This is a genomic window from Synechococcus sp. L2F (assembly GCF_024345695.1).
Lineage (GTDB): Bacteria > Cyanobacteriota > Cyanobacteriia > PCC-6307 > Cyanobiaceae > MW101C3.
Genome location: NZ_JAGQBP010000006.1, coordinates 61,971 through 87,804, shown reverse-complemented (window position 1 = coordinate 87,804; position 25,834 = coordinate 61,971). Strand labels below are relative to the sequence as shown.

The window sequence follows — 25,834 nt, the reverse complement described above, 5'->3', positions numbered from 1 at the left end:
CTGCTTGATCCCGTTTCGCAACCAACCGGCCGTGCCGCGTCTCCCTGATGGGTACGTCCTGGAGAGTGAGCCCTCCCCCCACCCCAGTGAGCTGAACCTCCTGCTGATGGCCTGCGGCGAACCGCAGCGCAGTGAGGCCAAGCTGGCGCAGGTGCTCCTGCGCAGCGCCTGGCAGCTGAGCGTGCGCAACCCCGCCGGCGAGCTGGTGGGCTTCGTGCGCGCCACCAGCGATCAGGCGCTGAACGCCAACCTCTGGGACCTGGCAGCCACCCCCGGCGACGAACAGCAGCAAGCGGTGCTGACCGTGCTGGTGCATGCCGCCCTCTCCCGCCTGCGCCGTGAGCTCAGCGGTTGCAGCATCTCGGTGGCGGCCCCACCGGAGGCCTTGCCAGCCTTGCGCCGCTATGGGTTTCTGGTGGATCCCGGTGGCATCCGCGCCATGGGTCTGGGCCTCAAGGCGGAGGTGGAGGCGCCGGCCCCCGCCGGCGACGGGGCATCATCGCGGCCAATGGCCGAGTGACACCCGCCACTGGTGTGAGGGAGGGTCGCCTTAGTGAATGAGTGAAGCGAGCATGGAGGGATTCGAACCCCCGACCCTCAGAACCGGAATCTGATGCTCTATCCAGCTGAGCTACATGCCCGTGTACGGCGCTGTGGGCCGGATCACGTGGGTCAACAGACAAAACCTGTTGACCTTGATGGGAAGACAACGCCCTCACCACTCGGCCTACCTTAGCCGCAAGCCGCCCCAGACCCATTCGGCTGCATCGCCTGGAGCTGCTGCACTTCCGCAATTACGCCCGGCTGGAGCTGGAGATCGAAGCCCCACGGCTGTTGGTGATCGGAGCCAATGGCGAAGGCAAGTCGAATCTGCTGGAAGCGGTGGAACTGCTCGGCAGCCTGCGCTCGCATCGCACCGGCAGCGACCTCGACCTGATCCAGCACGGCGAAACCCACGCCAGCGTGCGCGGCTTCTGCCATGAACCGGCGGCGCCGAACCACCAGGGTGCGGCCAGCGCCAGCGACGCCCTGGAACTGGAGCTGCGCCAGCGGGGCGGACGCACAGCACGCCGCAACGGCAAGACCCTGAGCCGCCAGCACGATCTGATCGGTCCGCTGCGCTGCGTCGGCTTCAGTGCCCTCGATCTGCACCTGGTACGCGGCGAACCGGCCCTGCGGCGCCAATGGCTCGACCGGGTGGTGCTGCAGCTCGAGCCCGTCTACACCGAGCTGCTGAGCCGCTACGCCCGCTTGCTGCGGCAGCGCAGCCGCCTCTGGCGCGGCGGCCTCTCAGGGCCGGAGCGGGAGGCCCTGCTCGATGCCTTCGACCTGCAGATGGCGGTGGTGGGCACCCGACTGCACCGGCGCCGGCGCCGGGCGCTGGCACGCCTGCAACCGCTCGCGGCCGCCTGGCAGGCCCGGCTGAGTGGGGGCCGGGAACGGCTGGAGCTGCGCTATCAGCCCGGCAGCGTGCTGGAGGGAGAGGAGGAGGAGGCCCTGTGGCGGGAGGCCCTGATCGAGCAGCTCCAGCGTCAACGCCAGGAGGAACGCAGGCTGGGCCAGTGTCAGGTGGGGCCGCACCGCGACGAAGTGGGGCTGTTGCTCGACGATCAGGCGGCACGCCGCTACGGCTCGGCCGGCCAGCAGCGCACCCTGGTGCTGGCACTGAAGCTGGCCGAGCTGGAGCTGGTGCAGCAGCTCTGCGGCGATCCGCCCCTGCTGCTGCTCGACGACGTGCTCGCCGAGCTCGACCCCACCCGCCAGCAGGTTTTGCTTGAAGCCGTGGGCGAGGCGCATCAGTGCCTGGTGAGCGCCACCCATCTGGAAGGTTTCAGCGATCGCTGGGCCGCAGGCTCGCAGCGGGTGGGGATCGTGGCGGGGGCGATCCACTCCCCCCCTTGAACCTGGCACTAGGATGCATTGCTGTTTGTACAGATTCGATGACCCAGACCCTGCCCTGCCTCCACCCCAACCCGGGATGGAACGGAGCCCAAAGCCTCAAGAGCCCTAAGCACCCCGCCTCTCCTGCCCCGGCTGAACCCGTGGCCAGCTCACCTGAAACCATGGTGGGCAAACACTGCATCCTCGAGCTCTACGACTGCAACCCGCAGAAGCTCGATGACGAAGCCTTCCTCAGGACCGCCATCACCACAGCAGCGAAACGTGCTGGCGCCACTCTCCTGAACCTCATCACCCATCGGTTCGAACCGCAGGGCGTTACGGGGCTTGCTCTTCTGGCCGAATCCCACATCTCGATTCACACGTGGCCGGAATCCGGTTACGCGGCTGTGGACGTGTTCACCTGCGGTGACCACACCATGCCCGAGCGGGCCTGTGACGTGCTTGGCCAGGAGCTCGGAGCCACACGCCGGAAGTTGAAGAGCTTCCGGCGCGAAACGCCCGCCTCGATCGCCGACGGAATCCGCGAACCGGTGCCCGCCGCCTGATCCGTTCCGGGGCACACCAAGAGGGCCATGCAAGGTGGGCGGGCATTTAGTGCCCTGCCCACCTTTTTCGCGTCTGGCCATGCTCTGACACAGGCCTGGCCAGTAGATCGGCCTGTGCTCTGGCCATCGTCTTGCCGTGGCTCGGCCTGGGTGTGGGCGCTGCCTGGAAACTGACCGTGCGTTTGCCTGGTCCCGTTCAGCCCCGGCCCATTGCGGCGCCCGGCAGCTGGCGGTTCAGCTTGCCGCTCACCAACCCTTCCAGGTCCAGGCTCACAGCGGTGAAGCCCAGCCCCAGGAACGTGTCCACCAATTCCTGTCGCGGCAGGCGGGTCACGAAGGAATCGAGCTGATCGGCGGGCACTTCGATGCGGGCCGTCTCCCCCTGCACCCGCACCCGCAGCTCACGCACCCCGCGGCGGTGCAACCACTCTTCGGCACGCGCCAGCCGTTCCAGGCGCAGCGCTGTGATCGGCTCTCCGTAGGGAAATCTTGAGGAGAGGCAAGGCTGGGCAGGTTTGTCCCACCAGGGGAAACCGAGCGCTCGCGAGATCTGACGCACGCCCGCCTTGTCGATACCGAGCTCCGCCAGCGGTGAAATCACCCCATGCTCCCGGGCCGCCTCGATCCCGGGGCGATGATCCCTGAGGTCATCGAGGTTGACACCATCCACCACCTGCAGGCTGCGGCCGGCGGCGATCTGCTCCGCCAGCACACCGTGCAGCTCCTTCTTGCACGCGTAGCAGCGGTTGACGGGGTTGCGGAAGTAGGCGGGATCCTGCAGCTCTGCGGTGGCCAGCTCCTGGTGGCGGATGCCCATCCAGGCCGCCTGCTGGCGGGCCTCCTGGAGCAGATGGGGGGCCAAGGCGGGGGAAACACCCGTCACCGCCAGGGCCTCCTCGCCCAGCTGCTCGGCCGCCACCGCTGCCACCAGGGCGCTGTCCACACCGCCGGAATAGGCCACCACCACAGCCCCGAAACCCTGCAATCGGGCGCGCAACCGCTCCAGCTGGGTGCACAGCTCGGCAGGCAGGCACTCCAGCAGGCGGTGCAGGGCCGGGGCAGCAGCGCCTCCGGCAGCCTGAAACGGCAGTGCTGGTGAAGGCATTCCAGTCGCTGCCGATCGTTAGCATCTGATCGTAGAAGCCTGAGCCATGGCAGCGACCACAAGCAACGGCCGGGGCATAGGGATCCGCACGGCCGCAGGCAGCAGTGAGCGCAGCCACGGCCAGTTGCACGTCTACGACGGCGAAGGCAAGGGCAAAAGCCAGGCGGCCCTCGGGGTGGTGCTGCGCACCATCGGTCTGGGAATCTGCGAACAGAAACGCACGCGGGTGTTGCTGCTGCGCTTTCTGAAAGGCCCGGGACGCTCCTACGACGAGGATGCGGCCATTGAAGCCCTGCAACAGGGCTTTCCCCATCTGATCGATCAGGTGCGCACCGGCCGCGGCGATTTCTTCACCGCCGGAGAGGCCACGGCCTTCGACCGGCAGGAAGCGCAGCGCGGCTGGGACATCGCCAGAGGCGCCATCGCCAGCGCGCTCTATTCCGTGGTGGTGCTGGATGAGCTCAACCCGGTGCTCGACCTGGGCCTGCTGGAGGCAGGTGAGGTAGTGCGCACCCTGGCGGCCAAACCGGCAGGGATGGAAGTGATCGTCACCGGCCGGGGGGCGCCGGCCCAGTTGGTGCAACTGGCCGACCTGCACTCGGAGATGCGGGCCCACCACCACGAGGATCAGGGCGGCCGGCTCACCGGAATCGAGATCTACACCGGCGAGGGCAAGGGCAAATCCACCAGTGCCCTGGGCAAGGCGCTGCAGGCGATCGGGCGTGGCATCAGCCAGGACAAGAGCCACCGGGTGCTGATCCTGCAATGGCTCAAAGGCGGCAGTGGCTATACCGAAGATGCGGCCATTGCCGCGCTGCGGGAAAGCTATCCCCATCTGGTGGATCACCTGCGCTCAGGCCGCGATGCGATCGTGTGGCGCGGCCAGCAGCAGCCGATTGATTATGTGGAAGCAGAGCGGGCCTGGGAGATCGCCCGGGCAGCGATCGCCAGTGGTCTCTACAAAACCGTGATCCTCGATGAACTGAATCCCACTGTGGATCTGGAATTGCTGCCGGTGGAGCCGATCGTTCAGACCCTGCTACGCAAGCCGGCCGAAACGGAAGTGATCATTACGGGCCGCTGCAAGAACCCACCGGCCTATTTCGATCTGGCCAGTGTGCATTCAGAGATGGTCTGCCACAAGCACTACGCCGAGCGCGGCGTGGACCTCAAGCGCGGCGTGGATTATTGATTCGAGCGTTTCTTTGCTTCTCTGACTTGGATCTTCCAGGATCCCGCAACTTCAGCACAAACATGCCTGGGCCATGTGTACGCGCATCTGTGGGTGGCGCCTCTCTGGAGAGTGTATCCCTGGCTCGAGCTCTTCTGAATTGCGCATCCCCTGATTGGACATCCTTGGCTTGCGTCTCCCTGGCTTGTGCATGCCTGGCTTGTGCATGCCTGGCTTGCGCACTCAGACTTCACCCAATTTGCTCCATCCTGTTTGATTGATTATCGCGCAGACGACTGTACGCACCGACTCCCGCACAAGCACAAGCACAAGCACAAGCACAAGCACAAGCACGTTCGCTCATTCCTTTCGGCTTCTGTCGACATCGAGCGGCAGCGGCAGGCGCCCCTCCTCGATTTCCTCTTCGATCAGATCCACCTCCCGGTTGGCAATGAAGCGGCCGAGCAATAGGCCCATCAACAGAGACACATACAACGTGCTGCTGAGGCTCAGCAGAATGGCCAGCCGTTCGCCGAGGGGATTGCTGGGCAACACATCGCCATAGCCCAGGCCGCCGAGGGTCACAAAGCTGAAATAGGTGAGTCGGTCGAGCAGGAAGTCGTTGTGGGCTTCTACGCCCAGGTTGAAGCTGCCCGGGTGAATCACCTGAATGGCCGTGGCCAGGATTCCACCGGTGAGGCCAAGATGCACATAGCCCGCCGCCGCGCCGGCCAGCACCTTCAGGTTCACACGCGGCACCCGGGCCAGCACCAGGACGAACCGCACCGTTGTGGTGAGGAAGAACACCGTGAGCATCAGCAGCGCCACCACCCTCAGCTGCTGGTTTGGCCAGCCCCCAACCAGCAATGGCACCCAGGTGCCGAGCGCCGCCAACAGTCCGAGCAGCCGGTAGAGCTGAACGCGCAGCAGCTCCGACGAGGAGGGCCGGATCGCCGGCAGAAGCCGGATCGACTGGAGCACCAGCAGCGACACCATCACCGGCAGCAGGAAGCGGGCGAAGCCCACCCCGCGGATCGTGGCCACCGGCATGAGAAACACCGGCAGCAGAGTCAGCAGGAGGAAGGGAACGAACTGCTGTTCAAGGAGCAGCAGACGCCGTTCCTCCTGTCGCCGGCCGTCACGCTCGTGCTCCGTCAGTGCCGCCCTTGCCACTGGGGGCATGCGGGGGTCAGTAGAGCGGAACGGAAGGATCGACCTCCTCGCTCCAGGCCTTGATGCCTCCCGTCACGTTGACCCCCTCGATGCCATGCCGTTTGAGCGCGATCAGGGCCTTGGCCGAGCGGCCGCCGAGCTTGCAGTGCACATAGAGGCGCTTGCCTGCGGCCAACTCGCGCACCTGCTCGATCGCCTGCCCGCTTTCGATCTGATCGAGGGGAACGAGCACGCCACCAGGCATCACCGCGATCTCCGCCTCCGGCGGGTTACGCACATCGAGCAGCACCACATCGGTGGGCTGGCTGTCGAGCAAGGCTTTGAGCTCCTGCACGCTCACGGAGGGCACACTGCCCGCTTCCTCCTGGCCGGGTGCCGAGCCACCGACACCACAGAACTCCTGATAATCGATCAGTTTGTCGATCACCGGACGCTCAGGGCTGGGGCGCAGCTTCAGTTCGCGGAAGGTCATCTTCAGGGCATCGAACAGCATCAGGCGACCGCTGAGCGTGGTGCCGATGCCCACGATGATCTTCACCGCTTCGGTGGCCTGGATCATGCCGATGATGCCGGGAAGCACGCCCACCACCCCGCCTTCGGCGCAGGACGGCACCATGCCCGGCGGCGGCGGTTCGGGGAACAGATCTCGGTAGTTGGGCCCGCCCTGATAGTTGAACACCGTGGCCTGGCCCTCGAAGCGGAAGATCGAGCCGTAGACGTTGGGCTTGTCGAGCAGCACGCAGGCGTCGTTCACCAGATAACGGGTGGGGAAGTTATCGGTGCCATCGCAGATCACGTCGTAGGGGGCGATGATCTCGAGCGCGTTTTCGCTGGTGAGCGCCGTTTCGTAGAGATCAACCTGGCAGTGGGGATTGATCTCGTGGATGCGATGCCGCGCCGATTCGATCTTCGGCTTGCCCACCCAGCTGGTGCCGTGAATCACCTGGCGCTGCAGGTTGCTGCTATCCACCACGTCGAAATCGACGATGCCGAGGCGACCGACGCCGGCGGCGGCCAGATAGAGCAGAAGGGGAGAACCAAGGCCACCGGTGCCTACGCAGAGCACCGAGGAGGCCTTCAGGCGCTTCTGTCCCTCCATGCCCACCTCGGGCAGGATCAGGTGGCGTGAGAAGCGGGCCACCTCATCAGGTGTGAGCTGGACGCCGCTGGTGTCGGGAGGAAGCATGGGCAGAAGGCCGGTGGCCAGAACAGCCGCTTGGGCGGCACATGCCTCAGTCTCCCAAACCCCCGGGCCTTGCCTCATCCTCCGAAGCCAGCGGCAGCGGCTCGGCCGCCCTGCCATCGCCGGTCTCCGTCAGCCACCAGCCCCGCAACTCCTGGTGCAGGCCTGAGGCGATCAGCAGCACGGTGGGGGGCATCGCCAGCTCCAGATCCAGCGCCGAAGGCACCGCCGCGCTGGTGGGATGGCTGTGCGCGGCGCCGATCACCGAGAGGCCACGGCTGCGCGCCCACTTCTGTGCCTGCAGCTGCTCGCGCGGATCGAGGGCGAAACGCCGATGACGCTCCGGTTCCGGTTCCCACACATTCAGGCACGGCCACGCCGTGGTGATCCGCCAGCGGTGGTCTGCGTGGCCTGTCGGAATCGGGCCGATCAACAGAGCGCAGCCCTCCTGAGGGTGGGCCGCCCGCACGATCGCCTCCAGCACCGTCAGGGCGCGCCGATCGATCACCAGCTGTTCTGGCCAAGAGCCACCCATGCCGATACGTTATGGGCCGTCACCGCACCCCGCTCATTCAATGAACGAAACAATCACCGAGCAGGACGTGCAACCGACCAGCCATGTGCCCGCTTCTGAGAGCTCCGACGCTGGAGCGAGCTTCAACGCCCGTTACGGCGAGATCCTCACCAAGGTGAACCAGACCCTCGAGCAGGTGGACTGGAATCAGGCCGGCAAGGCGGGCAAGGCGCTCGGCATCCTGCTGGCCGTGATCGTGGCCCAGATCCTGATCAAGGGAGTCCTCGACACGATCAACCTGCTGCCTGTGGTTCCCGGCCTGCTCGAACTGCTCGGTTTGGTGGTGGTGGGCAGCTGGAGCTGGAAGAACCTCACCACCAGCGAAAAGCGCTCCGCCGTGGTGGAGCGCCTGCGCAGCCTGCGCCAGGAGTATCTGGGCTGAGGACTAGAGCAACCGGTCAATCAACGCCTGCGCCTGTCGCCAGTAACCGCCACCGAACAGGTTGGCGTGATTGAGCAGGTGGTACAGGTCGTAGACAAGCCGCCGGCGCGCTTCGCCCGGCGGCAACGGCCATTCACGCCCATAGCCCAGGAAGAAGTCCGCCGGAAAGCCTCCGAACAACCGCGCCATGGCCAGGTCCACTTCCCTGTCGCCGCGGTAGACGGCCGGATCAAACAGAGCCGGCAGCGACGAATCTTGCAGCAGCGCCGCATTGCCGCTCCACAGATCCCCGTGCACGAGGCAGGGATCAGGGCCGTGGTCGTCGAGCCAGCCGGGCAGGTCTGCCAGCAGTTGCTGGCTGCCCGGTAGCTGTTTTCCCTTCGCCGCCGCCAGCTCCAGCTGCACGCCCAGACGCCGCTCTGCGAAGAAGCGACCCCAGTGATCCCCCCAACCGTTGCGCTGGGGGTTCGAGCCGATGAAGTTGTCGTGCGGCCAGCCGAAACGCAACGACGGGCCAGCGGCGCTGCGCCGGTGCAGGCAGGCGAGGGCAGCACCGAAATCACTCCAGGCCTGGGAGCTGCCGCCATGGGCCAGCGTCAGCCACGGCAGCAACAGCACCGCTTCCCCCTCCACCACGGCGCAGTGCAGCGGTTGCGGCACCACCAGGTCGGCGCCGGCGGCGGCCGCAAGGGCCTTGAGACCGTCCGCTTCGGCCTGAAGCAGGGGCAACGCTGTCGCGCCGTTGGTTTTGGCGAAGAAGCGGCGGCCATCGGCAAGCTGCAGCTGCCAGGCCCGGTGGATGCAGCCACCGCCCACCGGCTGGCGGGACAGCAGTGGGGCCTGCAGGTGCTGCCGCACCCAGGCCGCCAGCGAATCGTCCGTCACAGCCGCCCCGTCAGCATTGTCAGCATGCCTGCAATTCTGTGGCGGGGCAGCGAAGGTGGGCACGCAAGCCGATGCGGCCAAAGGCCAGTGCGACGTGGCCGTGCTCGGCGCCGGAATCGCCGGCCTCACGGCAGCGGCCCTGCTGGCGCGCCAGGGCCTGGACGTGCAGCTGCTGGAAGCCCATCACCAGAGCGGCGGCTGCGCCGGCACCTTCCGCCGCCGGGGCTATGTGTTCGATGTGGGGGCCACCCAGGTGGCCGGCCTGGAGCCGGGCGGCATTCACGCGCGGATCTTCGAGCAGCTGGGCGTGGAGGCGCCGGCAGCCACCCCTCTGGACCCCGGTTGCGTCGTGGATCTGGCCGATGGCCAGCCGGCAGTGCGGCTCTGGCGTGATCCCGAGCGCTGGCGGCAGGAACGGCAGCGGCATTTCCCGGGCTCGGAGCGCTTCTGGAGCCTGTGCGCAGCCATCCACCAGGCCAACTGGGGCTTCGCTGGACGGGAACCGGTACTGCCCCCCCGCAGCCTCTGGGATCTGGGCCAGCTGCTGGGGGCCCTGCGCCCCGCCAACCTGGCCAGCGGTGTGCTGGTGGGAAGCACGATCGCCGATCTGCTGAGGCTCACGGGCTGCGCAAACGACGCGCGGCTGCGGCGCTTTCTCGATCTGCAGCTGCGTCTCTATTCCCAGGAGCCGGCCCACCGCACTGCCGCGCTCTACGGCGCCAGCGTGCTGGCGATGGCACAGGAGCCTCTGGGCCTGTTCCACCTGGCGCCCTCGATGCAGGCCTTGAGCGATGCGCTGGAGCTGGGGCTGGCCCGCGCCGGCGGCAGCCTGCGCTTGCGGCACCGGGCGAGCGAGCTGCGGCAGCACGGCAGCGGCTGGAGGGTGCATGGCACAGGACCAGGCGGGAGCAGCTGGCAGCTGCTCGCCCGTGAACTGGTCTGCAGCCTTCCCCCCCAGTCGTTGCCGGATCTGTTGCCAGGGGATGCCCTGCCGGCCGGTTACGGAGCGCGGCTGCGGCACCTGGAGGATCCCAGCGGTGCGCTGGTGCTGTACGCGGCCGTGGAGCGCAGCGCCCTGCCCGCCGACTGCCCCGCTCATCTGCAGCTCGACTGGGCCGACCCTGGCTCCCTGTTCGTGTCGGTGAGCCGGGAGGGGGATGGCCGGGCGCCGGCGGGGGAGGCCACCGTGATCGCCAGCGTGTTCACTCCGGCCCGGCCCTGGTTCGAGGGCGACGAAGCCGCCTACCACTCCCGCAAACAGACGGCGATGGCGAGCCTCCAGGCAGGGCTGAATCGGTTGCTCGGTCTCACGCCGGCGCACTACCGCCACGCGGAACTGTCCACACCACGCAGCTTCGCCCGCTGGACCGGGCGGCCCTTCGGCTTCGTGGGCGGCCTGGGCCAGCATCCCTCCCGTTTCGGCCCCTTCGGGCTGGCCAGCCGCACACCCCTGCCTGGCTTCTGGCTCTGCGGCGATGCCATCTACCCCGGCGAAGGCACCGCGGGCGTGAGCCTGTCGGCGCAGATGGTGAGCCGGCAACTGCTGGCTCGGCGGGGGATCGCTGCCTAGAGGAACTCCGGCCGCAGGCGCTGGCCGGCCGCCAGTGCCTCGCGCAGATCGGCCCATCGCTCCTGCTGCAGCAACCCCTCCAACTGATCGAGTGATCGCCGGTAGGAGGCCAGGGCCGCCAGGAGCTGCTCCCGGTTGCAACGGGCCATCAGGGCACCCAGTTCCGGGTTGCCGCCCCCCACACGTGTGGTGTCGGCAAAGCCACTGGAGGCCAGCGCACGCACCAGCGCCCTGGCCTCAGTGTCCACCTGCTCGTAGCCGGCTTGCCCATCGCCAGGGGCCGGTGCCGCCACGGCGCCCCGATCCGCCGCCTGCAGCAGGGCGGCACCCACCAGCACCGGCAGGTGGGAAATCAGCGCCACGGCGCGGTCGTGGGCCTGGGGGTCGCACAACAGCCATCGGGCCTCCACGGCTTCCGAGAGGGTGCGCACGAGCTCCAGAGCTGCCGGGTCGGTGTCTGGCGTGGGCGTCACCACCCAGGGGCGACCGCGGAACAGGTGGCGCACCCCCGCTTCCACCCCGGCCTCCGCGGTGCCGGCCATCGGGTGGCTGGCAACGAAACGGGGCACGATCCCCTGCCAGGTGCGCAGCACGGGTGCCTTGACCGAGCCCACATCTGTGATCACCGCGTCCGGCGGCAGGGCAGCCAGCAACGCCGGGTCCGGCGCCAGCAGCTGATCGAGCGGCAGCGCCAGCACCACGAGCCGGCAGCCCGCCAGCACGGAGGGATCGGTGCTGACCCGGCCAGCCAGTCCACGCTGGCGAGCCCGCTCCGCCGTGCTCTCCCGCCGTACAAGCCCGCGCACATCCCAGCCGCGGGCACGCAGATCGAGGCCGAGGGAGCCGCCGATCAGGCCCAGCCCCACCAGCCCCACCACTCCGGCCGTGCCGTCGGGGTGCATCGTCTGGGCTGTCATGGCTGCCACGGTCCACTCGGAGCAGCTTCCTACGATTCGCGGATGTTGGAAGCCCGCGCCCACCAGCAACTCAAGCAACTCCTGCGGCAGGAGGGTGGCGTGGGCTGGCCGCATCACCTCACGCTCAGCCGGGTGGTGGGGCGCAGCCTGCGGCGCGGCGATCACTGCTGCCTGCAGCTTGCGCCTGGCAGCGATCCGGGCTGGCTGGTAGCCCTGCTCGTGCCGATGGCCCTGGCGACGGCACCGCTGGTGCTGGTGGTGAGCGAGCCGATGCGCCGGCGCTTGCTGCAGGTCGAGCTGCCCCGGCTGCGGGCCGCCGGGCTCACGCTGCCGTGCTGGGAAGGGGAGACACCGCCCCGCGACAGCACCCTCTGGCTGATGAACCATCAGCAGTTGGTGAAGGCCTGGCAGAGCGGCACCCTTGGAGATCGCCACCTGGTGATTCCCGAGGAGGAGATCCTCGAAGCACGGCTGCGCACGGCGCTGGATCAGCAGCTCGCTCCTCAGCATTGGGACCAGATCCGCCTCAGCCTGCCGGCGGCGGACGCGAGCCTGCTGGAGCTGCACCAGCGGCTCGGCCGCCGGATCCTCAGCCACCCGGGCACCCCCTCGGCCCAGGTGCCCCTGCCGCCCGAAGACGAAGCGCCCCTGCGGCAGTTGCTGTCGCTGCTGGGGCCGCTGCCGCGTCCATGGCCCGAGTGGATGGCGGCCAGCGGCCCGGGCTGGACGAGCTGGGCCACCGTGGACCGCCAGCTGCTGCAGTGGGACCTCCACCGGGTGCCGCTCGAACCGCTGGAGGTGATGCAGGGACTGCTGGATGGCCGGGCCCTGGTGCTGGTTGGCCAGCGCGGAGCGCCTGTGCAGCTGGCGGGGTTCACCCCCCAGGTGCGGGTGGATCTGGCCGATCCGCTCCTTTCCGACCCTTTGCCGCTCTACGCGCCCCTGCGCCAGCCCCTGCCCAACAGCCCCCAGTACGGCGAGCATCTGCTCGATCACTGCCGCCGTCTGGTGCTGGGCCAGGCTGGTCTGACGATCGTGCTCGTCGATGAGGCTGGCCTGCGCCTGCCGCTGGCGGCGGCGCTGGCGGCCGAGTTCGGCACGCGGGTGTGCCATCAGGACACAGCCCCGGAGAGCAATGGTGTGATCTGCTGCGGCTGGAGCTGGTGGCTGGAGCATCAGGAGCGATTGCCGGTGCCCTGCCAGGTGGTGGTCGGTCCACTGCCGATCGCCAGCCTGGAAGACCCGCTCACCGCCGCCCGGGTGATGCGGCTGCGCCAGCAGGGACGCGACTGGTTCCGCGAACTGCTGCTGCCCGAAGCGCTTGATCGACTGCAGCGCGGCCTGGCCAGCCTCAGGCGCGGAGGGGCGGGGCGACTGGCCGTGCTGGATGGCCGGGTCCGCAGCCGCAGCTGGGGGCGGCAGGTGTTGCGCGCCCTGGAACCCTGGGTGGCCCTGAATCGCCTGCTCCCGGGCTGAGCCGCCAGCTGCAGATACGCCCGGTGGCCACCTCTACGCTGCACCGCAGTGGGAGCAGAACGGTCATGGGTGAAGCAAGGCGGAGGGCGCAACAGGGTCTGCCACCACGCCAGAAGGCCAAGCCATCCGCAGCCAAGGACGCTTCACCACGCCTGGTGGAATGGTTTCCGCTCACGCGCGACCAGGCCGATCGCTTCGTGAAGCTCACCACCCGCGGCGCCTGGGTCGGCATTGGCTCACTGGTCCTCTTCTGGGTGGTCGTGCGCTTCATCGGCCCGGCCGCCGGCTGGTGGCAACTGTCCGACACCCCCTGAGACATCGCCCTGACATCCACCCCCTGGCCGCCGCAGGCGTTCCTGCTGAGCGCCGCATGTGTACCCGCTGAGCACCACAGACGTCACCGCCTGCTGACGCGCCACTATGAACGGTCGCAACAATCGGAAGAAAACCTTATGATCGGGCGGACCAACGGTTCCGCATGATGTTTACCCGTCTGGCTGAGCAATACCGCTCGCTGGCTCAGGATCTCGTCATGAGCCTTCAGGCTCTTGCCAGCAGCCTGCAGCGCAAAGGGCTGGTGGCTACCTGCTACGTCTGCGGAGACGGCCAGGAGCGGCAAGGCGCTTCCTTCGTCGCAGACCTGGGGGATACCCACACCATCCGCTTTCTGGTGTCTGACTGCGGCATCAGCTGGGTGGAATCGCGCAATGGTCACGAGCTGGTACGGCTGGACGGGGCCGATGCGATCCAGGAACTGCAACGGGTGACCGCGTTCCTGCAACAGGTTCCCGCCGACGGCAACGCCATAAAGACTGCGGACCATCGGCAGGCTGTGCTGATCAGCGCAACGTCCCAACCCTTTGAGGAATTGGTGGGGTGACCAGCTCGGCTGAGCGGGTGAGCCGCTGGCGTTCTGGGGGCAGTCGGCCCACGGGTGTACGCCTCTGCTCAACTTCTGAGCTGCAGAGCTGCTCATGTACTGACCGAAAGGCTGGTTCTTCGGAAGGCTGAATTGAGCCCAGTGCTGAGGCGCAGGACGCCTCAGCACTGGACCGGTGAGCTGGACAGCTGGCTGGGAATCGGAGGGAGCGTTCCAGCTGCGGCCAGCTTTCAGGCCGATGGCTGGCCTGCCCTGGCTCTCGTTGCCGTCGAGACTTCACCTGGATTTCCGCACCACACTGGGGCGATCCGGGCTCTCTGTCGATGCCCGAATCACCCTTTCAATCCCCCGCCTCGCTGATACGGCTGGAATGGTGGGGCTGGGCCTGCGGCCTGGCCTGCCCTCATCGCGCAGCCAGACCAGCCACCTCCACGGCGTCATCCGCGTCGGAGCCGTCGGCCTCAGCCTCAGCCGCAGCCAGCTTTGCCGCCGCCGCCGCCAGGGGCTTGACGGAATTGGCCGTCACATCGGCGCCTTCGGTGAGCTTGCGGCGCACGATCGCTTCGATCGCCTCCTTCTGGGTGGGGTTCTGCTCCAACCAGGTGATGGTGTTGTCGCGCCCCTGGCCGATGTTGTCGCCCTCGTAGCTGTACCAGGCACCCTTGCGGACCACCACGGCCGTTTCCTCGGCCAGATCCAGCAGACAGCCCAGGGTGCTGATGCCGCGGCCAAAGAGGATGTCGAACTCAGCGATGCGGAAGGGGGGCGCCACTTTGTTCTTCGCCACCTTCACCTTGGCCCGGATGCCGTACTCCTCGGTGCCACGCTTGAGGGTCTGAATGCGGCGGATATCGAGGCGAACCGAGGCATAGAACTTGAGCGCGTTGCCTCCCGTGGTGGTTTCCGGGTTGCCGTAGGTCACCCCGATCTTTTGCCGCAACTGGTTCAGGAAAATCACCGTGCAGCCGGATTTGCCGATGTTGCCGGTGATCTTGCGCATGGCCTGACTCATCAGACGGGCCTGACTGCCCACCGCCAGGTCGCCCATCTCCCCTTCGATCTCCGCCCGTGGGGTGAGCGCCGCCACCGAGTCGACCACAACGATGTCGACGGCCGCAGAACGCACCAGCTGATCCACGATCTCGAGCGCCATTTCGCCGGTGTCCGGCTGGGAGACCAGCAGGTTCTCCACATCGACCCCGAGGGCCGCCGCATAGACCGGATCCAGGGCATGCTCGGCGTCGACGAAGGCCGCCACGCCACCACGGCGCTGGGCTTCGGCGATCGCATGCAGCGTGAGCGTGGTTTTCCCCGAACTCTCGGGGCCGTAGATCTCCACCACCCGGCCCTTGGGATAGCCGCCACCGAGGGCAAGATCAAGAGTGAGCGCGCCGGTGGAAACGGTTTCGACCCGCATGCGGGAAGCATCCCCGAGGCGCATGATCGAACCCTTGCCGAAGTTGCGCTCGATCTGACCGAGTACGAGGTCAAGGGCCTTGTCGCGGGCGGCGGCGGCGGAACCGAGGGCGGCGGCCGACGATCCGGCGGCGGCGGAGCGGGGATGAGCGGCCCTGAGGTCGGTGCTCTTGGGGTCGGCAGGCATGGTCAACGGTGGGTGGGAGAACAGGCCGCTGATCGAGACGTCCGAAGCGGGACATCCTGCGGCCTCAAAGGCACAGGTGCCACCGAATCGGGTGGACGTATCAGGCCGGCGCGCCGGACAGGAATTAGTACAGGCGTACGCTAGCGGATCAGGGCCAGGTCGCCAAGGGGGCCGCGAACCGCTCCGGGCGGAGCAGGGCGATGCCCGGCGGCAGGCCGGTCAGATCAGCCGCGCGCACGTACCCCCACGACACCAGAAAGCAGCGCACGGAGGTCAATCCCGGCGTGGCCCGCACCTGCTCCAGGGTGGGGCGCCTGTCTTCGATGAACCAGATCGGCCTGTTCAGCGACCGCAACTGGAGCAGAACCTCCGGCTTCGGCCCCTGCTCATGACCGAACAGCTGCCAGGGCTCAAGGCCCTCGGCAGAAAGCAGCTCAGCGGCGAAGGCCGCCCCCTTGGTGGTCAGCACCGCCCAATCGGCCGCCTCGCCGCGCAGGGCCCGCAGCCGCTCCGGCACGCCGGGGTAGGGGCGGTGCAGTGCAAGCCAGGCGCTGCGGTCGGTGGCGATGGCCTCGCGGCGCACGAGCTCCAGCACCTCCTGCAGCTGGGAGGGCTGCCACTCCCAGCGCTCCAGAGCACGGTCCAGAGCACCGCCGTAGTCAGCCAGGGTGTCGCTGAGCCGATGGTCGTCGCGGCCCAGCTCAGCGGCCAGCAGCACCATCTCCCAGCCCTTGTGGATCAGGGGCCGCAGCTGGGCGAAGCCGGGCGGCGCCGACACGGGCAGCTGAAGGTCGGGGCGCAGCCGCAGAGCAGCCCGGCGGGCGCTCCACCAGTACTCGGCCATGCCGTCGACCAGCACCCCGTCAAAATCGAACACCAGCAGGGGGCTGGAGGACACAGGGGAGCTCAAAGGAGTGTCAGAACTGGGCCGCTAGGATTCGAACCTAGGAATGGCGGGACCAAAACCCGCTGCCTTACCACTTGGCGACGGCCCAACGCGCAGTTGTGGGGTGGTCCGAGGAAGAGGGCCCGCAGGCCGCCAACGCAGTGGAACACCCGACGCCCGGGATCCAGATAGTTACCCACAGCGAGCCGTCCTTCGTCAATCTCCCGCTGTGCCGACAGGGATCACGGCAGCTGATGGCAGCGCTCAGCGCGGGAACACACGCAACCGCAGCTCCCCGCCGCTGCCGAACTCGGCACAGCGCAATCCATAGCGGCGCACCTGCTCCGCCTGAATCTGGCGGACGCGGGCGCTGCGGGGCAGCAACTCCACCGGGCAGCCGCGGGGCACCACCACCTGCTCCACAGCCAGACGGCATTCCTCCATGGCGCTGTAGGCGTCGTCCGGCAGTACCTGCAGCGGCGCCACCCTATCCGGCTGGCGCCGCCGCAGCAGCCGCTCGAGACCTCGCTGGATCTGATGCAGGCTGTCGGACTTGATCACCAGGATCGGCACGCCGTGGAGCTGGGCCTGCCGCCGCACCTCCGGGTCCTGGCCCAGCTGGTTGCGCACGGTGAGCACCGCATCCGCCTGCTCCAGATCAACAACCTGCTCAACGGCATAGCGGCGGCTGCGCACCGCCTGATCCAGCAGCGCAGCGCTGATGCCGCAGCTGAACAGGCGCAGGGTCGTCGCTGCCGGCTCCACCGCTGGGCGCCGGTGCGGTGCGGGCATGGATGGGTCGGGCAGAGGCACCGGCGCCAGGGGCGGGGCCGGATCCGGCCGCCGTAGCTCGCGGCGTGGCGCTGGTGGCTCCGCGCGCGTCAAGCGGGGTGGGGCCGGAGGAGTGGCCGCGTCTTCGAGCCGCACGCGGCCGGAAGCATCGCATTCGCGCACCTGGGGGCGGGCAGGCTGCCCCCGAAGCTGGAAATCCACCGTGCGGGCCACGTCACGGTGCACCAGCCAGCGGCTGCGGCTGTGCATCTCCACCGCCAGCGGGAAGGTGGGGTCGGCGCAGCGCTCCAGCACGGTCTTCTGGGAGCCGCGCCGCCGCGCTTCCTCATCACCGAGCGTGACCGACTGAATGCCGCCGATCAGGTCGCAGAGGGTGGGGTTCTTGATCAGGTTGGCCAACTCATTGCCGTGGGCCGTGGCCACCAGCTGCACCCCCCGTTCGGCGATCGTGCGGGCCGCCTGAGCCTCCAGCAACGTGCCGATCTCATCGATCACGATGACTTCCGGCATGTGGTTCTCCACCGCCTCGATCATCACCTGATGCTGCAGCTCGGGGCGCGCCACCTGCATGCGGCGGGCCCGGCCGATGGCGGGGTGGGGAATGTCACCGTCGCCGGCGATCTCGTTGCTCGTGTCGATCACCACCACGCGGCGTTCCAGGTCGTCCGCCAGCACACGGGCAATCTCCCGCAGGGCCGTGGTCTTGCCGACACCGGGACGCCCCATCAGCAGCAGCGACTGACCGGAATCCAGCAGATCCCGCACCATCGCCACCGTGCCGTACACAGCGCGGCCCACCCGGCAGGTGAGACCCACCACATCGCCGGTGCGGTTGCGGATGGCGCTGATGCGGTGCAGGGTGCGCTCGATGCCCGCCCGGTTGTCGCCGCCGAAATGGCCGAGCCGTTCCACCACGGCCGCCAGGTCCGAGCGGTCGATCGGCTGATCGGTGAGGGCAATGGCGCGCCCGGGGTAGCGGGCCTCAGGACAACGACCAAGATCCAGCACCACCTCGAGCAGCTGGTCGCGGCTCTCCGCGGCGGCGAAGGCCTCGCGCACCCGCTCCGGCAGCACCGCCAGCAGCGCTTCGAGATCGTCGGTCACCCGTTGCGGCGAAAGGGCGACCTCAGGGGCGCCGGCGTGAGCCAGGGCGAGGGGGGCAGCGTCGGGAGCTTGCATGACCCATCACTCCAGGACTGCCGTTCTAGCCATCAGGAAGCCAGCCACGGGCCGACCAGCGCCCGGGCCCTTGCCAGCGCCTCGGTCCAGAGGTCCACATCGTCGAGCAGCCGTGTGCCCCGCCGCTCGGCCTCCACCAGCAGCGGCTGCAGCTGACGGCGCGCCATCCCGCCGAAGGCCACACCGGCGCTGAGGCGCCGCGCCTCCGCCGCCGAGCCCGCCAGACGACGCAGCAGCTCCAGGGTGTGGCCGTTGGTGCCACCCGCCAGTTGCAGGGGCCCCGGTGGTGCCCAGGGCCGCAGCGCCGCCAGCAGCCGCACCGCGGCATGGGCCGTGCCGTCCCCCACATCGCCGCTCATCGGCCGGCCATCGAGCTGCCAGAGGGGCCGCAACCCCGCCGCTCTAAGGCGCGCGAACCGCTGCCAGAGCTCCGCCGCCAGACCCTCCACCCCTGGACGTTCCATGCCTGCAGATTCCGCACCTGAACCGTCCACGCCGTCAGCCACCGCCTGCCTGCGGCCGTTGGAGGGCGCTTCCCAGCCGCAACTCACCGACAGGCGCTGCAGGGGCAGTCGCGCAGCCACCACCTGGTCGAGACGCTGAGCGAAAGCGGCGCCTCGGCCCGGCTGGGTGTGAATCTCCACCGCATCCGGCCGCAGCGCTGCCAGCAGAGGGGTCACAGCCTGCGCCGGCAGCGCATGCTCCCTGGCCGCGATCAGGCCGAGGGGGCAGGCCGGCAGGCAGCGGCCGCAGCCGTAGCAGCGCTCGTCGATCACACCGCCGCTCTCGCCGATGGCCAGGGCCGGGCACACCCGCGCGCAGGGTCGTGGGCAGGACGGCGGACAACGCTCCGGATCGAAGTGGGCCTTGCGGAAATGGGGGTCGGCGCCATCGCTGAGGCTCAGCATCAGCCAGGGGGGACAGCCGCCAGCGGAGCGCTCCAGACCCCAGGCGATGCCGCGCCGCGCTGCCACCACCACAGCGGGATCGGCAGCCACATCGATCGCCTGAACACCCGCCAGGGTGTAGATGCCGCAGAGATCGACGATCGCAGCCAGATCCTGGTTGCTGGCGCCGCAGATCAACTTGACCCAGCGGCCGGAGCGCAGCGCCTGCTCAGGCGGCAACGCACTGATCGAGCGGATGCCAGCGCAGCGACCTCGAGCCACCCATTTCCGCCACGATGCGCAGGCGCGGCTCCCTCTGGGTGAGCCCGCACAGGGCCGAGAGCTCTGCGGCGGAGAGCACCTGGGCTTCCAGCAGCCAGAGCAGGATCGGTTTGGTGCCTTCCAGCAGGGGGCCGAGCTGGGGCATCACCTGTTGGACCTCACCGACGGCAGCGGCATTGCCAACGCTGTGGTGGCCAAGGTGCGGCGGACGGATGCCATGCGACTGGAGCAGGAACACTTCGGGATCACCGAGGCCGCGGGCTGAAGTCATTTGTGCGCGGTAGCCGGCGGCGCGCAGACGCCGCATCAGCCGTGTCTCCGCACCACCTTCCAGGGGGGCATAGAGGGCCAGGGCACCAGCCTTCTCCAGATCCTCCCGAAAGCGACGGCCGGTAAGAAGGAGCGGCATGGAGGGCAATGCCAGGAACGGCGGCAGTCTGGCAGGACGCTTTCAGGAATAGGGGGTCGGACCATGCGGTACTGTGGATTCTTGTGCATGTGTTCTGTGCCCGTCCGCTAGCCGGGCCTCCGGAACCTTGCGCGGATCCACCGCTGTCGGTGGATCCTCCCGGCCAGTTCGGCAACGAGCAGCTCTGCTGCCTCACCGCCGACGGGAAACTCGCCGTCCTCCGGCTACGGCCCGACGGAAAAGTCCCAGCCTGCTGTTTCGCCCACCGCTAGCCCCCGGCCCTGCCTGCCCGTCAGGCCATGGCCGGATGCTCCGTTTCCACGGGATCCAGTCAAGCGGATCCAGCGCGTTCATCGATTCAGCCTCCAGGCGGCCCGTCATCTCCGGATGGTCTCGGCCGTGGTCCTGCTGGCGTTCTTCCCCCCCATGTCCATCGGCATCCTCGGCAAGAAATTGGGCATGTCCCAGTTCTTCGCCCCCGACGGCAAGTCCATCCCGGTCACCGTGATCGAGGCGGGCCCCTGCCGCATCACCCAACTCAAAACCCCTGCCACCGACGGCTACACCGCCGCTCAGATCGGCTTTGGCGACATTCGCGAGAAGCTCGTCAACCGCCCGGCTGCGGGTCACCTGGCCAAATCCGGCAGTGAGCCCCTGCGGCACCTCACCGAATACCGGCTCGATTCTGTCGAAGGCCTCGAACTCGGTGGCACGATCACGGTCGAAGGCTTCGAGCCCGGCCAGAAAGTCGATGTCAGCGGTGACACGATCGGCCGCGGTTTCAGTGGTTACCAGAAGCGCCACGGCTTCAGCCGCGGTCCGATGACGCACGGTTCCAAGAACCACCGCGAACCCGGATCCACCGGCGCCGGCACCACCCCCGGTCGGGTCTACCCCGGCAAACGGATGGCAGGCCGCTACGGCGGCAAGCAGATCACCACCAAGGGTCTCATCATTCTCAAGGTGGATGTCGAGCGCAACCTGCTGGTGGTGAAGGGTTCGGTGCCCGGCAAGCCCGGCGCCCTGCTCAACATCCGACCCGCTCGGCGGGTCGGTGACAAGGTCGCGAACTGAGGATGTCAGCCATGGTCAACTGTGTCGTTCGTGATTGGCAGGGCAAGGAAGCCGGCAAGGCCAGCCTTGATCTGAGGGTCGCCAAGGAAGCCTCGGCCGGCGGCCTGCTGCAGCGCGCGGTCGTGCGCCAGCTCGCCCACGCCCGCCAGGGCACGGCCAGCAGCCTCACCCGCGCCGAAGTGCGTGGTGGCGGCCGCAAGCCCTACAAACAGAAAGGAACGGGTCGTGCGCGCCAAGGCTCGATCCGCACCCCGCTCCGCCCCGGTGGCGGCGTGGTGTTCGGGCCCAAGCCCCGCACCTACAGCCTGGCGATGAACCGCAAGGAACGTCGCCTGGCGCTGCGCACCGCCCTGATCAGCCGGGCCGCCGACATGGTGGTGGTGCAAGGCTTCGGCGCGGCGCTGGAGCAGCCGAAAACCCGCGAAATCGTCGCTGCTCTGCAGCGCTGGGACATCCCCGCCGGCGCCAAGGTGCTGCTGGTGCTGGATGCCCCCACCGATGTGGTCCGCCTGTCGGTCCGCAACCTCGAAAACGTGAAACTGATCGCCGCCGATCAGCTGAATGTCTTCGACTTGCTCAACGCCAGGAAGCTGGTGCTCAGCGAGGAAGCTCTCGCCAAGATCCAGGAGGTCTACGGAGATGACTGAACGTTTCGCCAACCGGCTGGCGGATGTGATCCGGCGCCCGCTGATCACCGAGAAAGCCACCCGCGCGCTCGAACTCAACCAGTACACCTTTGAGGTGGACCCCAGGGCTGCCAAGCCCGACATCAAGGCCGCCGTCGAGCACCTCTTCGATGTGCGCGTCATCGGCGTGAGCACCATGAATCCCCCTCGCCGTGCCCGGCGGGTCGGACGCTTCGCCGGCAAGCGCGCCCAGGTGAAAAAGGCGGTGGTGCGGCTCGCCGCAGGCAATGCCATCCAGCTGTTCCCCGAGGCCTGAGGGTTCTGAATCGTTATGGCAATCCGCAACTACCGTCCCTACACCCCCGGCACCCGCACCCGGGTCGCCAGCGACTTCAGCGAAGTCACTGAGCGCAAGCCCGAACGCAGCCTGGTGGTGGCCAAGCACCGCCGCAAAGGCCGCAACAACCGGGGCGTGATCACCTGCCGCCACCGTGGCGGTGGCCACAAGCGCCTCTATCGCCTGGTGGATTTCCGCCGCGACAAGCACGGCGTGGAGGCCCGCGTGGCCGCCATCCACTACGACCCGCACCGCAACGCGCGTCTGGCTCTGCTCTTCTACACCGATGGTGAGAAGCGCTACATCCTTGCTCCTGCAGGCATTGAAGTCGGCCAAACGGTGGTGTCCGGCCCCGGATCCCCGATTGAAACCGGCAATGCCCTGCCGCTCTCCTCAATTCCTCTGGGCTCCGCTGTCCACAACGTCGAGCTCTACGCCGGACGCGGTGGCCAGATGGTGCGCACCGCCGGCGCCAGCGCCCAGGTGATGGCCAAGGAAGGCGATTACGTCGCCCTCAAGCTGCCGTCCACCGAGGTTCGTCTCGTGCGCCGGGAGTGTTACGCCACCCTCGGTGAAGTGGGCAACGCTGAAGTTCGCAACACGAGCCTCGGCAAAGCCGGTCGCAAGCGCTGGCTGGGGCGTCGCCCCGAAGTGCGCGGCAGTGTGATGAACCCCTGCGACCACCCCCACGGTGGTGGTGAGGGCCGCGCACCGATCGGCCGCTCCGGCCCGGTCACCCCCTGGGGCAAACCGGCCCTGGGCCTCAAAACCCGGAAGCGGAACAAACCCAGCAATCGGTTTGTCCTGCGGAAACGTCGCCGCACCTCCAAACGGAGCCGTGGCGGACGGGATTCCTGATGGTCAACACTGTTTTGCTGTCTGCTTAAACCGCCATGGGACGTTCACTCAAAAAAGGACCATTCGTCGCCGACCACCTGCTGCGCAAGGTCGAAGCGCAGAACAGCGCTGGCGACAAAACCGTGATCAAAACCTGGTCGCGGGCTTCCACCATCCTGCCGATGATGATCGGCCACACGATTGCCGTTCACAACGGCAAGAGCCACGTGCCGGTGTATGTCACCGAGCAGATGGTGGGCCACAAGCTGGGGGAATTCGCCCCCACCCGCACCTTCCGGGGTCACATCAAAGACAAAAAAGGTGCCCGTTAAGGAGCGACACACCATGGCCAACCCTTCCCCCAGCTCAGAAGCCCGCGCCCACGGCCGCTACATCCGCGGATCCGTTTCCAAGGTGCGCCGGGTGCTCGACCAGATCCGCGGCCGCTCCTATCGCGAGGCGCTGATCCTGCTCGAGTTCATGCCTTACCGCTCCACCGGACCGATCACCAAGGTGCTCCGTTCGGCGGTCGCCAATGCGGAACACAACCTTGGTCTTGATCCCGCTTCCCTGGTGATCAGCACCGCGATCGCCGACATGGGTCCTTCCCTGAAGCGATTCCGTCCCCGCGCCCAGGGGCGGGCTTACGCGATCAAGAAACAAACCTGCCACATCAGCATTGCTGTGGCGTCCACTTCCGCCTGACCCCCGAGGACACCGCCCGATGGGACACAAGATCCATCCAACCGGATTGCGCCTGGGGATCACCCAGGACCACCGCTCCCGCTGGTATGCCCCCAGCAAGACCTATCCGATTCTTCTCCAGGAAGACGATCGGATTCGTCGCTTCATCCACAAGAAATACGCCAGCGCCGGCATCTCCGACGTGCTGATCGCCCGCAAGGCCGATCAACTCGAAGTGGAGCTCAAAACGGCACGCCCCGGCGTGCTGGTCGGCCGCCAGGGCAGCGGCATCGAAGAGCTTCGTGCCGGCATCCAGACCACGCTCGGCGACCGCCAGCGCCAGGTGCGCATCAATGTCGTTGAGGTGGAGCGGGTCGACGCTGACGCCTACCTGCTGGCCGAATACATCGCTCAGCAACTGGAAAAGCGGGTCGCCTTCCGCCGCGTCATGCGGATGACGGTGCAGCGCGCCCAGCGGGCCGGTGTGCTCGGGCTGAAAATCCAGGTGAGCGGTCGTCTCAACGGCGCCGAAATCGCCCGGACGGAATGGACCCGCGAAGGTCGCGTGCCCCTGCACACGCTGCGCGCCGACATCGATTACGCCACCAAGGTGGCCACCACCACCTACGGGGTGCTGGGCATCAAGGTCTGGGTGTTCAAAGGAGAGGTGCTTCCTGGGCAGAAGGAGCAACTGCCCGCTGGTGGAGCACCCAGGCGCCGGAGCAGCCGGCGGCCCCAACAGTTCGAAGACCGCTCGAACGAGGAGTGATCAGGAGGCCTGAACCATGCTGAGTCCCAAACGCGTCAAATTCCGCAAACAACAGCGAGGTCGCATGCGCGGCGTCGCCACCCGGGGCAACACGATTGCCTTCGGTGAGTTTGCCCTCCAGGCCCAGGAATGTGGCTGGATCACTTCTCGCCAGATCGAAGCCAGTCGTCGGGCGATGACCCGCTATGTCAAGCGGGGAGGAAAGATCTGGATCCGGATCTTCCCCGACAAGCCGGTCACCATGCGCCCCGCCGAAACCCGTATGGGTTCCGGTAAAGGCAACCCTGAATTCTGGGTGGCGGTGATCAAGCCCGGCCGGATTCTCTTTGAGATGGGCGGGCCTGAAATCACCCCGGCCATCGCCAAGGAGGCCATGCGCCTGGCGCAGTACAAGCTGCCGGTCAAGACGAAGTTCCTCGCCTTGGCCGACCAGGAGCCGGAAGCTTCCCCCGAACCCTCTCTCGCCCTGGAGTCCTGAACATGGCACGTCCTGCCATCGCCGAGGTGCGAACCCTCACCGATGCCGAATTGGTCGAACAGATCGGCGGTTGCCGCCGTGAACTGTTCAACCTTCGCTTCCAGCGGGCCACCCGCCGGCTGGAGCAACCGCACCTGTTCAAGCAGAGCCGCACCAAGCTGGCTCAGCTGTTGACGGTGCAGCAGGAGCGGCAACGCTCCGCTCCCTCCGCCTCCTGATCCCCCACCACCCCATGGCACTCAAGGAAAGGGTCGGCACCGTCGTCAGCGACAAGATGGAAAAAACGGTGGTGGTCGCGGTGGAGAACCGCTTCCCCCATCCCATCTATCAAAAGACCGTCAGCCGCACCACCCGCTACAAGGCCCACGACGAAGACAACCGTTGTCGGGTCGGTGATCGCGTCCGCATCACCGAAACCCGTCCCCTCAGCCGCACCAAGCGCTGGGCGGTGGCGGAAGTTCTCACCCCATCCGGCGCGAGCTGAGGAGGTCACACCATGATTCAGCAGGAAACCTTCCTCAATGTCGCTGACAACAGCGGCGCCAAGCGCATCCAGTGCATCCGTGTGCTGGGCACCAACCGCCGGTATGCCCACGTCGGCGATGTGATCGTCGCTGCCGTCAAAGACGCCATGCCCAACATGGGGGTGAAGAAGTCGGACGTCGTCAAGGCTGTGGTGGTGCGCACCCGCGCCACGCTGCGCCGCGACACGGGCAACTCGATCCGCTTCGACGACAACGCCGCCGTGATCCTCGGCAACGACAACAACCCGAAGGGCACGCGTGTGTTCGGTCCGGTCGCCCGTGAACTGCGCGAGCGCAACTTCACCAAGATCGTGTCACTCGCCCCGGAGGTGATCTGAAATGGCCGCCGCAACACCCCAGCCACGGCCCGCCAAGCGGGTCAAGATGCGCATCCGCAAAGGCGACACCGTCAAGGTGATCGCTGGCAAGGACAAGGGAAAAACCGGTGAAGTCCTGCGCACCCTTCCTTACGAGAACCGCGTGGTGGTGCAGGGGATCAACCTGCGCACCCGTCACGTGAAGCCCACCCAGGAAGGCGAAACCGGCCGGATCGTCACGGAAGAAGCCTCTGTGCATGCTTCGAATGTGATGGTGTTCTCCACCAGCCAGAACGTTCCCAGCCGTGTCGCCATTGCCATCCAGGCCGACGGCACCAAGAAGCGCCGCCTCACCAAGACCGGCGAACTGCTCGATTGAGCACATCC

32 protein-coding genes and 2 tRNA genes are annotated in these 25,834 nt (G+C 67.5%); 21 read left to right on the top strand and 13 right to left on the bottom strand.

Features of this window, described 5'->3' with window-relative positions; genetic code table 11:
* Positions 1–4 precede the first annotated feature (4 nt).
* Positions 5–520, top strand: a complete 516-nt coding sequence (locus KBZ19_RS14175) for a GNAT family acetyltransferase (RefSeq protein ID WP_094514189.1) — start codon at positions 5–7, stop codon at positions 518–520.
* A 47-nt stretch (positions 521–567) separates the two neighbouring features.
* On the opposite strand, the gene KBZ19_RS14170 is transcribed toward KBZ19_RS14175, so the two are convergent.
* Positions 568–641 (bottom strand) — tRNA-Arg (locus tag KBZ19_RS14170).
* Positions 642–777: 136 nt separating this feature from the next.
* Between KBZ19_RS14170 and recF the strand changes: the two genes are divergently transcribed.
* Together recF and speD are read left to right on the top strand one after the other, a co-directional pair.
* The gene (gene recF, locus KBZ19_RS14165; RefSeq protein ID WP_255101390.1) at positions 778–1,902 is read left to right on the top strand and encodes a DNA replication/repair protein RecF; all 1,125 of its coding nucleotides are present in this window, start codon (positions 778–780) and stop codon (positions 1,900–1,902) included.
* Between the two features lie 38 nt (positions 1,903–1,940).
* Positions 1,941–2,447 (top strand): adenosylmethionine decarboxylase, encoded by a 507-nt coding sequence (gene speD, locus KBZ19_RS14160; protein ID WP_255101367.1) that lies wholly within the window; start codon positions 1,941–1,943, stop codon positions 2,445–2,447.
* A gap of 196 nt (positions 2,448–2,643) precedes the next feature.
* Here the strand turns inward: speD and larE are convergent, their stop codons facing one another.
* Positions 2,644–3,552: an ATP-dependent sacrificial sulfur transferase LarE gene (larE, locus tag KBZ19_RS14155; RefSeq protein WP_255101366.1), complete on the bottom strand. Its 909-nt coding sequence runs from the start codon at positions 3,550–3,552 to the stop codon at positions 2,644–2,646.
* A 46-nt stretch (positions 3,553–3,598) separates the two neighbouring features.
* Here larE and KBZ19_RS14150 point away from each other — a divergent pair, with 46 nt between their 5' ends.
* Entirely contained in the window at positions 3,599–4,744 is a 1,146-nt protein-coding gene (locus KBZ19_RS14150; RefSeq protein WP_094514202.1) for a cob(I)yrinic acid a,c-diamide adenosyltransferase, read from the top strand.
* A gap of 339 nt (positions 4,745–5,083) precedes the next feature.
* Here KBZ19_RS14150 and KBZ19_RS14145 read toward each other — a convergent pair whose 3' ends face one another.
* The 3 genes from KBZ19_RS14145 to KBZ19_RS14135 are packed head-to-tail and all read right to left on the bottom strand — an operon-like array spanning position 5,084 to position 7,614.
* On the bottom strand, positions 5,084–5,905 hold the full coding sequence (locus KBZ19_RS14145) for a potassium channel family protein (RefSeq protein ID WP_094514204.1): 822 nt from the start codon (positions 5,903–5,905) through the stop codon (positions 5,084–5,086).
* Between the two features lie 7 nt (positions 5,906–5,912).
* The gene (moeB, locus tag KBZ19_RS14140; protein ID WP_094514206.1) at positions 5,913–7,082 is read right to left on the bottom strand and encodes a molybdopterin-synthase adenylyltransferase MoeB; all 1,170 of its coding nucleotides are present in this window, start codon (positions 7,080–7,082) and stop codon (positions 5,913–5,915) included.
* A gap of 46 nt (positions 7,083–7,128) precedes the next feature.
* The gene (locus KBZ19_RS14135; protein ID WP_094514207.1) at positions 7,129–7,614 is read right to left on the bottom strand and encodes a M67 family metallopeptidase; all 486 of its coding nucleotides are present in this window, start codon (positions 7,612–7,614) and stop codon (positions 7,129–7,131) included.
* Between the two features lie 40 nt (positions 7,615–7,654).
* Here KBZ19_RS14135 and KBZ19_RS14130 point away from each other — a divergent pair, with 40 nt between their 5' ends.
* Positions 7,655–8,035 (top strand): CAAD domain-containing protein, encoded by a 381-nt coding sequence (locus tag KBZ19_RS14130; RefSeq protein ID WP_094514210.1) that lies wholly within the window; start codon positions 7,655–7,657, stop codon positions 8,033–8,035.
* A 3-nt stretch (positions 8,036–8,038) separates the two neighbouring features.
* Here KBZ19_RS14130 and KBZ19_RS14125 read toward each other — a convergent pair whose 3' ends face one another.
* Positions 8,039–8,920, bottom strand: coding sequence for a fructosamine kinase family protein (locus KBZ19_RS14125; protein ID WP_094514411.1), 882 nt, complete (start codon positions 8,918–8,920; stop codon positions 8,039–8,041).
* Between the two features lie 55 nt (positions 8,921–8,975).
* Here KBZ19_RS14125 and crtD point away from each other — a divergent pair, with 55 nt between their 5' ends.
* Positions 8,976–10,490: a C-3',4' desaturase CrtD gene (crtD, locus tag KBZ19_RS14120; RefSeq protein WP_255101363.1), complete on the top strand. Its 1,515-nt coding sequence runs from the start codon at positions 8,976–8,978 to the stop codon at positions 10,488–10,490.
* Here the strand turns inward: crtD and KBZ19_RS14115 are convergent.
* Positions 10,487–11,407, bottom strand: coding sequence for a prephenate/arogenate dehydrogenase (locus KBZ19_RS14115; protein WP_233133106.1), 921 nt, complete (start codon positions 11,405–11,407; stop codon positions 10,487–10,489). The two genes, crtD and KBZ19_RS14115, sit on opposite strands and share 4 nt — an antisense overlap.
* Positions 11,408–11,449: 42 nt before the next feature.
* Here KBZ19_RS14115 and KBZ19_RS14110 point away from each other — a divergent pair, with 42 nt between their 5' ends.
* From KBZ19_RS14110 to KBZ19_RS14100, 3 genes are all read left to right on the top strand, one after another.
* Entirely contained in the window at positions 11,450–12,883 is a 1,434-nt protein-coding gene (locus KBZ19_RS14110) for a helicase (RefSeq protein ID WP_094514214.1), read from the top strand.
* A gap of 65 nt (positions 12,884–12,948) precedes the next feature.
* Positions 12,949–13,197: a DUF2839 domain-containing protein gene (locus tag KBZ19_RS14105; protein WP_094514216.1), complete on the top strand. Its 249-nt coding sequence runs from the start codon at positions 12,949–12,951 to the stop codon at positions 13,195–13,197.
* A 167-nt stretch (positions 13,198–13,364) separates the two neighbouring features.
* Positions 13,365–13,763 carry a DUF1815 family protein gene (locus KBZ19_RS14100; protein ID WP_255101361.1) on the top strand — a complete coding sequence of 133 codons (399 nt, stop codon included), beginning with the start codon at positions 13,365–13,367 and terminating at the stop codon, positions 13,761–13,763.
* Positions 13,764–14,166: 403 nt separating this feature from the next.
* Here KBZ19_RS14100 and recA read toward each other — a convergent pair whose 3' ends face one another.
* From recA to KBZ19_RS14070, 6 genes are all read right to left on the bottom strand, one after another.
* Complete coding sequence (gene recA / locus KBZ19_RS14095; protein ID WP_255101389.1) at positions 14,167–15,366, bottom strand: recombinase RecA; 1,200 nt, start codon at positions 15,364–15,366, stop codon at positions 14,167–14,169.
* Positions 15,367–15,514: 148 nt separating this feature from the next.
* Complete coding sequence (locus tag KBZ19_RS14090; RefSeq protein ID WP_255101360.1) at positions 15,515–16,264, bottom strand: HAD family hydrolase; 750 nt, start codon at positions 16,262–16,264, stop codon at positions 15,515–15,517.
* 25 nt (positions 16,265–16,289) lie between these two features.
* Positions 16,290–16,361, bottom strand: a tRNA-Gln gene (locus KBZ19_RS14085).
* A 155-nt stretch (positions 16,362–16,516) separates the two neighbouring features.
* Positions 16,517–18,223 carry an AAA family ATPase gene (locus KBZ19_RS14080; protein ID WP_255101359.1) on the bottom strand — a complete coding sequence of 569 codons (1,707 nt, stop codon included), beginning with the start codon at positions 18,221–18,223 and terminating at the stop codon, positions 16,517–16,519.
* A gap of 32 nt (positions 18,224–18,255) precedes the next feature.
* A complete protein-coding gene (locus tag KBZ19_RS14075) occupies positions 18,256–19,350 on the bottom strand; it encodes an LdpA C-terminal domain-containing domain (protein WP_255101358.1) in 1,095 nt (364 codons plus the stop codon).
* A complete protein-coding gene (locus tag KBZ19_RS14070) occupies positions 19,340–19,801 on the bottom strand; it encodes an NAD(P)H-quinone oxidoreductase subunit N (protein ID WP_255101357.1) in 462 nt (153 codons plus the stop codon). Before KBZ19_RS14070 ends, KBZ19_RS14075 begins: the two co-directional genes overlap by 11 nt.
* Positions 19,802–20,227: 426 nt before the next feature.
* On the opposite strand from KBZ19_RS14070, the gene rplC reads away from it, so the two are divergent.
* Genes rplC through rplX form a run of 12 tightly spaced genes read left to right on the top strand, consistent with a single transcriptional unit; the run spans position 20,228 to position 25,826 of the window.
* Entirely contained in the window at positions 20,228–20,875 is a 648-nt protein-coding gene (gene rplC / locus KBZ19_RS14065; RefSeq protein ID WP_255101355.1) for a 50S ribosomal protein L3, read from the top strand.
* A gap of 11 nt (positions 20,876–20,886) precedes the next feature.
* On the top strand, positions 20,887–21,522 hold the full coding sequence (gene rplD / locus KBZ19_RS14060) for a 50S ribosomal protein L4 (protein ID WP_094514242.1): 636 nt from the start codon (positions 20,887–20,889) through the stop codon (positions 21,520–21,522).
* Positions 21,515–21,817, top strand: coding sequence for a 50S ribosomal protein L23 (locus KBZ19_RS14055; RefSeq protein ID WP_094514247.1), 303 nt, complete (start codon positions 21,515–21,517; stop codon positions 21,815–21,817). The genes rplD and KBZ19_RS14055 overlap by 8 nt, the downstream gene beginning before the upstream one ends.
* A 15-nt stretch (positions 21,818–21,832) precedes the next feature.
* Positions 21,833–22,696 carry a 50S ribosomal protein L2 gene (gene rplB, locus KBZ19_RS14050; protein WP_094514251.1) on the top strand — a complete coding sequence of 288 codons (864 nt, stop codon included), beginning with the start codon at positions 21,833–21,835 and terminating at the stop codon, positions 22,694–22,696.
* A 35-nt stretch (positions 22,697–22,731) separates the two neighbouring features.
* On the top strand, positions 22,732–23,007 hold the full coding sequence (gene rpsS, locus KBZ19_RS14045; RefSeq protein WP_006173352.1) for a 30S ribosomal protein S19: 276 nt from the start codon (positions 22,732–22,734) through the stop codon (positions 23,005–23,007).
* 13 nt (positions 23,008–23,020) lie between these two features.
* Positions 23,021–23,380 (top strand): 50S ribosomal protein L22, encoded by a 360-nt coding sequence (gene rplV / locus KBZ19_RS14040; RefSeq protein WP_094514255.1) that lies wholly within the window; start codon positions 23,021–23,023, stop codon positions 23,378–23,380.
* A 19-nt stretch (positions 23,381–23,399) separates the two neighbouring features.
* A complete protein-coding gene (rpsC, locus tag KBZ19_RS14035) occupies positions 23,400–24,128 on the top strand; it encodes a 30S ribosomal protein S3 (protein ID WP_094514258.1) in 729 nt (242 codons plus the stop codon).
* Positions 24,129–24,144: 16 nt separating this feature from the next.
* Positions 24,145–24,606: a 50S ribosomal protein L16 gene (gene rplP, locus KBZ19_RS14030; protein WP_094514261.1), complete on the top strand. Its 462-nt coding sequence runs from the start codon at positions 24,145–24,147 to the stop codon at positions 24,604–24,606.
* Between the two features lie 2 nt (positions 24,607–24,608).
* Positions 24,609–24,824: a 50S ribosomal protein L29 gene (gene rpmC / locus KBZ19_RS14025; RefSeq protein WP_094514264.1), complete on the top strand. Its 216-nt coding sequence runs from the start codon at positions 24,609–24,611 to the stop codon at positions 24,822–24,824.
* Positions 24,825–24,838: 14 nt separating this feature from the next.
* On the top strand, positions 24,839–25,090 hold the full coding sequence (gene rpsQ / locus KBZ19_RS14020; protein WP_094514265.1) for a 30S ribosomal protein S17: 252 nt from the start codon (positions 24,839–24,841) through the stop codon (positions 25,088–25,090).
* Positions 25,091–25,102: 12 nt separating this feature from the next.
* The gene (gene rplN / locus KBZ19_RS14015) at positions 25,103–25,468 is read left to right on the top strand and encodes a 50S ribosomal protein L14 (protein ID WP_094514267.1); all 366 of its coding nucleotides are present in this window, start codon (positions 25,103–25,105) and stop codon (positions 25,466–25,468) included.
* Position 25,469: 1 nt separating this feature from the next.
* Positions 25,470–25,826: a 50S ribosomal protein L24 gene (gene rplX, locus KBZ19_RS14010; RefSeq protein WP_094514269.1), complete on the top strand. Its 357-nt coding sequence runs from the start codon at positions 25,470–25,472 to the stop codon at positions 25,824–25,826.
* Positions 25,827–25,834: the final 8 nt, after the last annotated feature.

Excerpts from the sequence above, each read along its gene's own strand:
- speD (WP_255101367.1), top strand. The coding sequence starts at position 1,941 with ATGACCCAGACCCTGCCCTGCCTCCACCCCAACCCGGGATGGAACGGA.
- larE (WP_255101366.1), bottom strand. The coding sequence starts at position 3,552 with ATGCCTTCACCAGCACTGCCGTTTCAGGCTGCCGGAGGCGCTGCTGCC.
- KBZ19_RS14150 (WP_094514202.1), top strand. The coding sequence starts at position 3,599 with ATGGCAGCGACCACAAGCAACGGCCGGGGCATAGGGATCCGCACGGCC.
- KBZ19_RS14145 (WP_094514204.1), bottom strand. The coding sequence starts at position 5,905 with ATGCCCCCAGTGGCAAGGGCGGCACTGACGGAGCACGAGCGTGACGGC.
- moeB (WP_094514206.1), bottom strand. The coding sequence starts at position 7,082 with ATGCTTCCTCCCGACACCAGCGGCGTCCAGCTCACACCTGATGAGGTG.
- KBZ19_RS14135 (WP_094514207.1), bottom strand. The coding sequence starts at position 7,614 with ATGGGTGGCTCTTGGCCAGAACAGCTGGTGATCGATCGGCGCGCCCTG.
- KBZ19_RS14130 (WP_094514210.1), top strand. The coding sequence starts at position 7,655 with ATGAACGAAACAATCACCGAGCAGGACGTGCAACCGACCAGCCATGTG.
- KBZ19_RS14115 (WP_233133106.1), bottom strand. The coding sequence starts at position 11,407 with ATGACAGCCCAGACGATGCACCCCGACGGCACGGCCGGAGTGGTGGGG.
- KBZ19_RS14110 (WP_094514214.1), top strand. The coding sequence starts at position 11,450 with ATGTTGGAAGCCCGCGCCCACCAGCAACTCAAGCAACTCCTGCGGCAG.
- KBZ19_RS14105 (WP_094514216.1), top strand. The coding sequence starts at position 12,949 with ATGGGTGAAGCAAGGCGGAGGGCGCAACAGGGTCTGCCACCACGCCAG.
- KBZ19_RS14100 (WP_255101361.1), top strand. The coding sequence starts at position 13,365 with ATGTTTACCCGTCTGGCTGAGCAATACCGCTCGCTGGCTCAGGATCTC.
- recA (WP_255101389.1), bottom strand. The coding sequence starts at position 15,366 with ATGCCTGCCGACCCCAAGAGCACCGACCTCAGGGCCGCTCATCCCCGC.
- KBZ19_RS14080 (WP_255101359.1), bottom strand. The coding sequence starts at position 18,223 with ATGCAAGCTCCCGACGCTGCCCCCCTCGCCCTGGCTCACGCCGGCGCC.
- KBZ19_RS14070 (WP_255101357.1), bottom strand. The coding sequence starts at position 19,801 with ATGCCGCTCCTTCTTACCGGCCGTCGCTTTCGGGAGGATCTGGAGAAG.
- rplC (WP_255101355.1), top strand. The coding sequence starts at position 20,228 with ATGTCCATCGGCATCCTCGGCAAGAAATTGGGCATGTCCCAGTTCTTC.
- rplD (WP_094514242.1), top strand. The coding sequence starts at position 20,887 with ATGGTCAACTGTGTCGTTCGTGATTGGCAGGGCAAGGAAGCCGGCAAG.
- KBZ19_RS14055 (WP_094514247.1), top strand. The coding sequence starts at position 21,515 with ATGACTGAACGTTTCGCCAACCGGCTGGCGGATGTGATCCGGCGCCCG.
- rplB (WP_094514251.1), top strand. The coding sequence starts at position 21,833 with ATGGCAATCCGCAACTACCGTCCCTACACCCCCGGCACCCGCACCCGG.
- rpsS (WP_006173352.1), top strand. The coding sequence starts at position 22,732 with ATGGGACGTTCACTCAAAAAAGGACCATTCGTCGCCGACCACCTGCTG.
- rplV (WP_094514255.1), top strand. The coding sequence starts at position 23,021 with ATGGCCAACCCTTCCCCCAGCTCAGAAGCCCGCGCCCACGGCCGCTAC.
- rpsC (WP_094514258.1), top strand. The coding sequence starts at position 23,400 with ATGGGACACAAGATCCATCCAACCGGATTGCGCCTGGGGATCACCCAG.
- rplP (WP_094514261.1), top strand. The coding sequence starts at position 24,145 with ATGCTGAGTCCCAAACGCGTCAAATTCCGCAAACAACAGCGAGGTCGC.
- rpmC (WP_094514264.1), top strand. The coding sequence starts at position 24,609 with ATGGCACGTCCTGCCATCGCCGAGGTGCGAACCCTCACCGATGCCGAA.
- rpsQ (WP_094514265.1), top strand. The coding sequence starts at position 24,839 with ATGGCACTCAAGGAAAGGGTCGGCACCGTCGTCAGCGACAAGATGGAA.
- rplN (WP_094514267.1), top strand. The coding sequence starts at position 25,103 with ATGATTCAGCAGGAAACCTTCCTCAATGTCGCTGACAACAGCGGCGCC.
- rplX (WP_094514269.1), top strand. The coding sequence starts at position 25,470 with ATGGCCGCCGCAACACCCCAGCCACGGCCCGCCAAGCGGGTCAAGATG.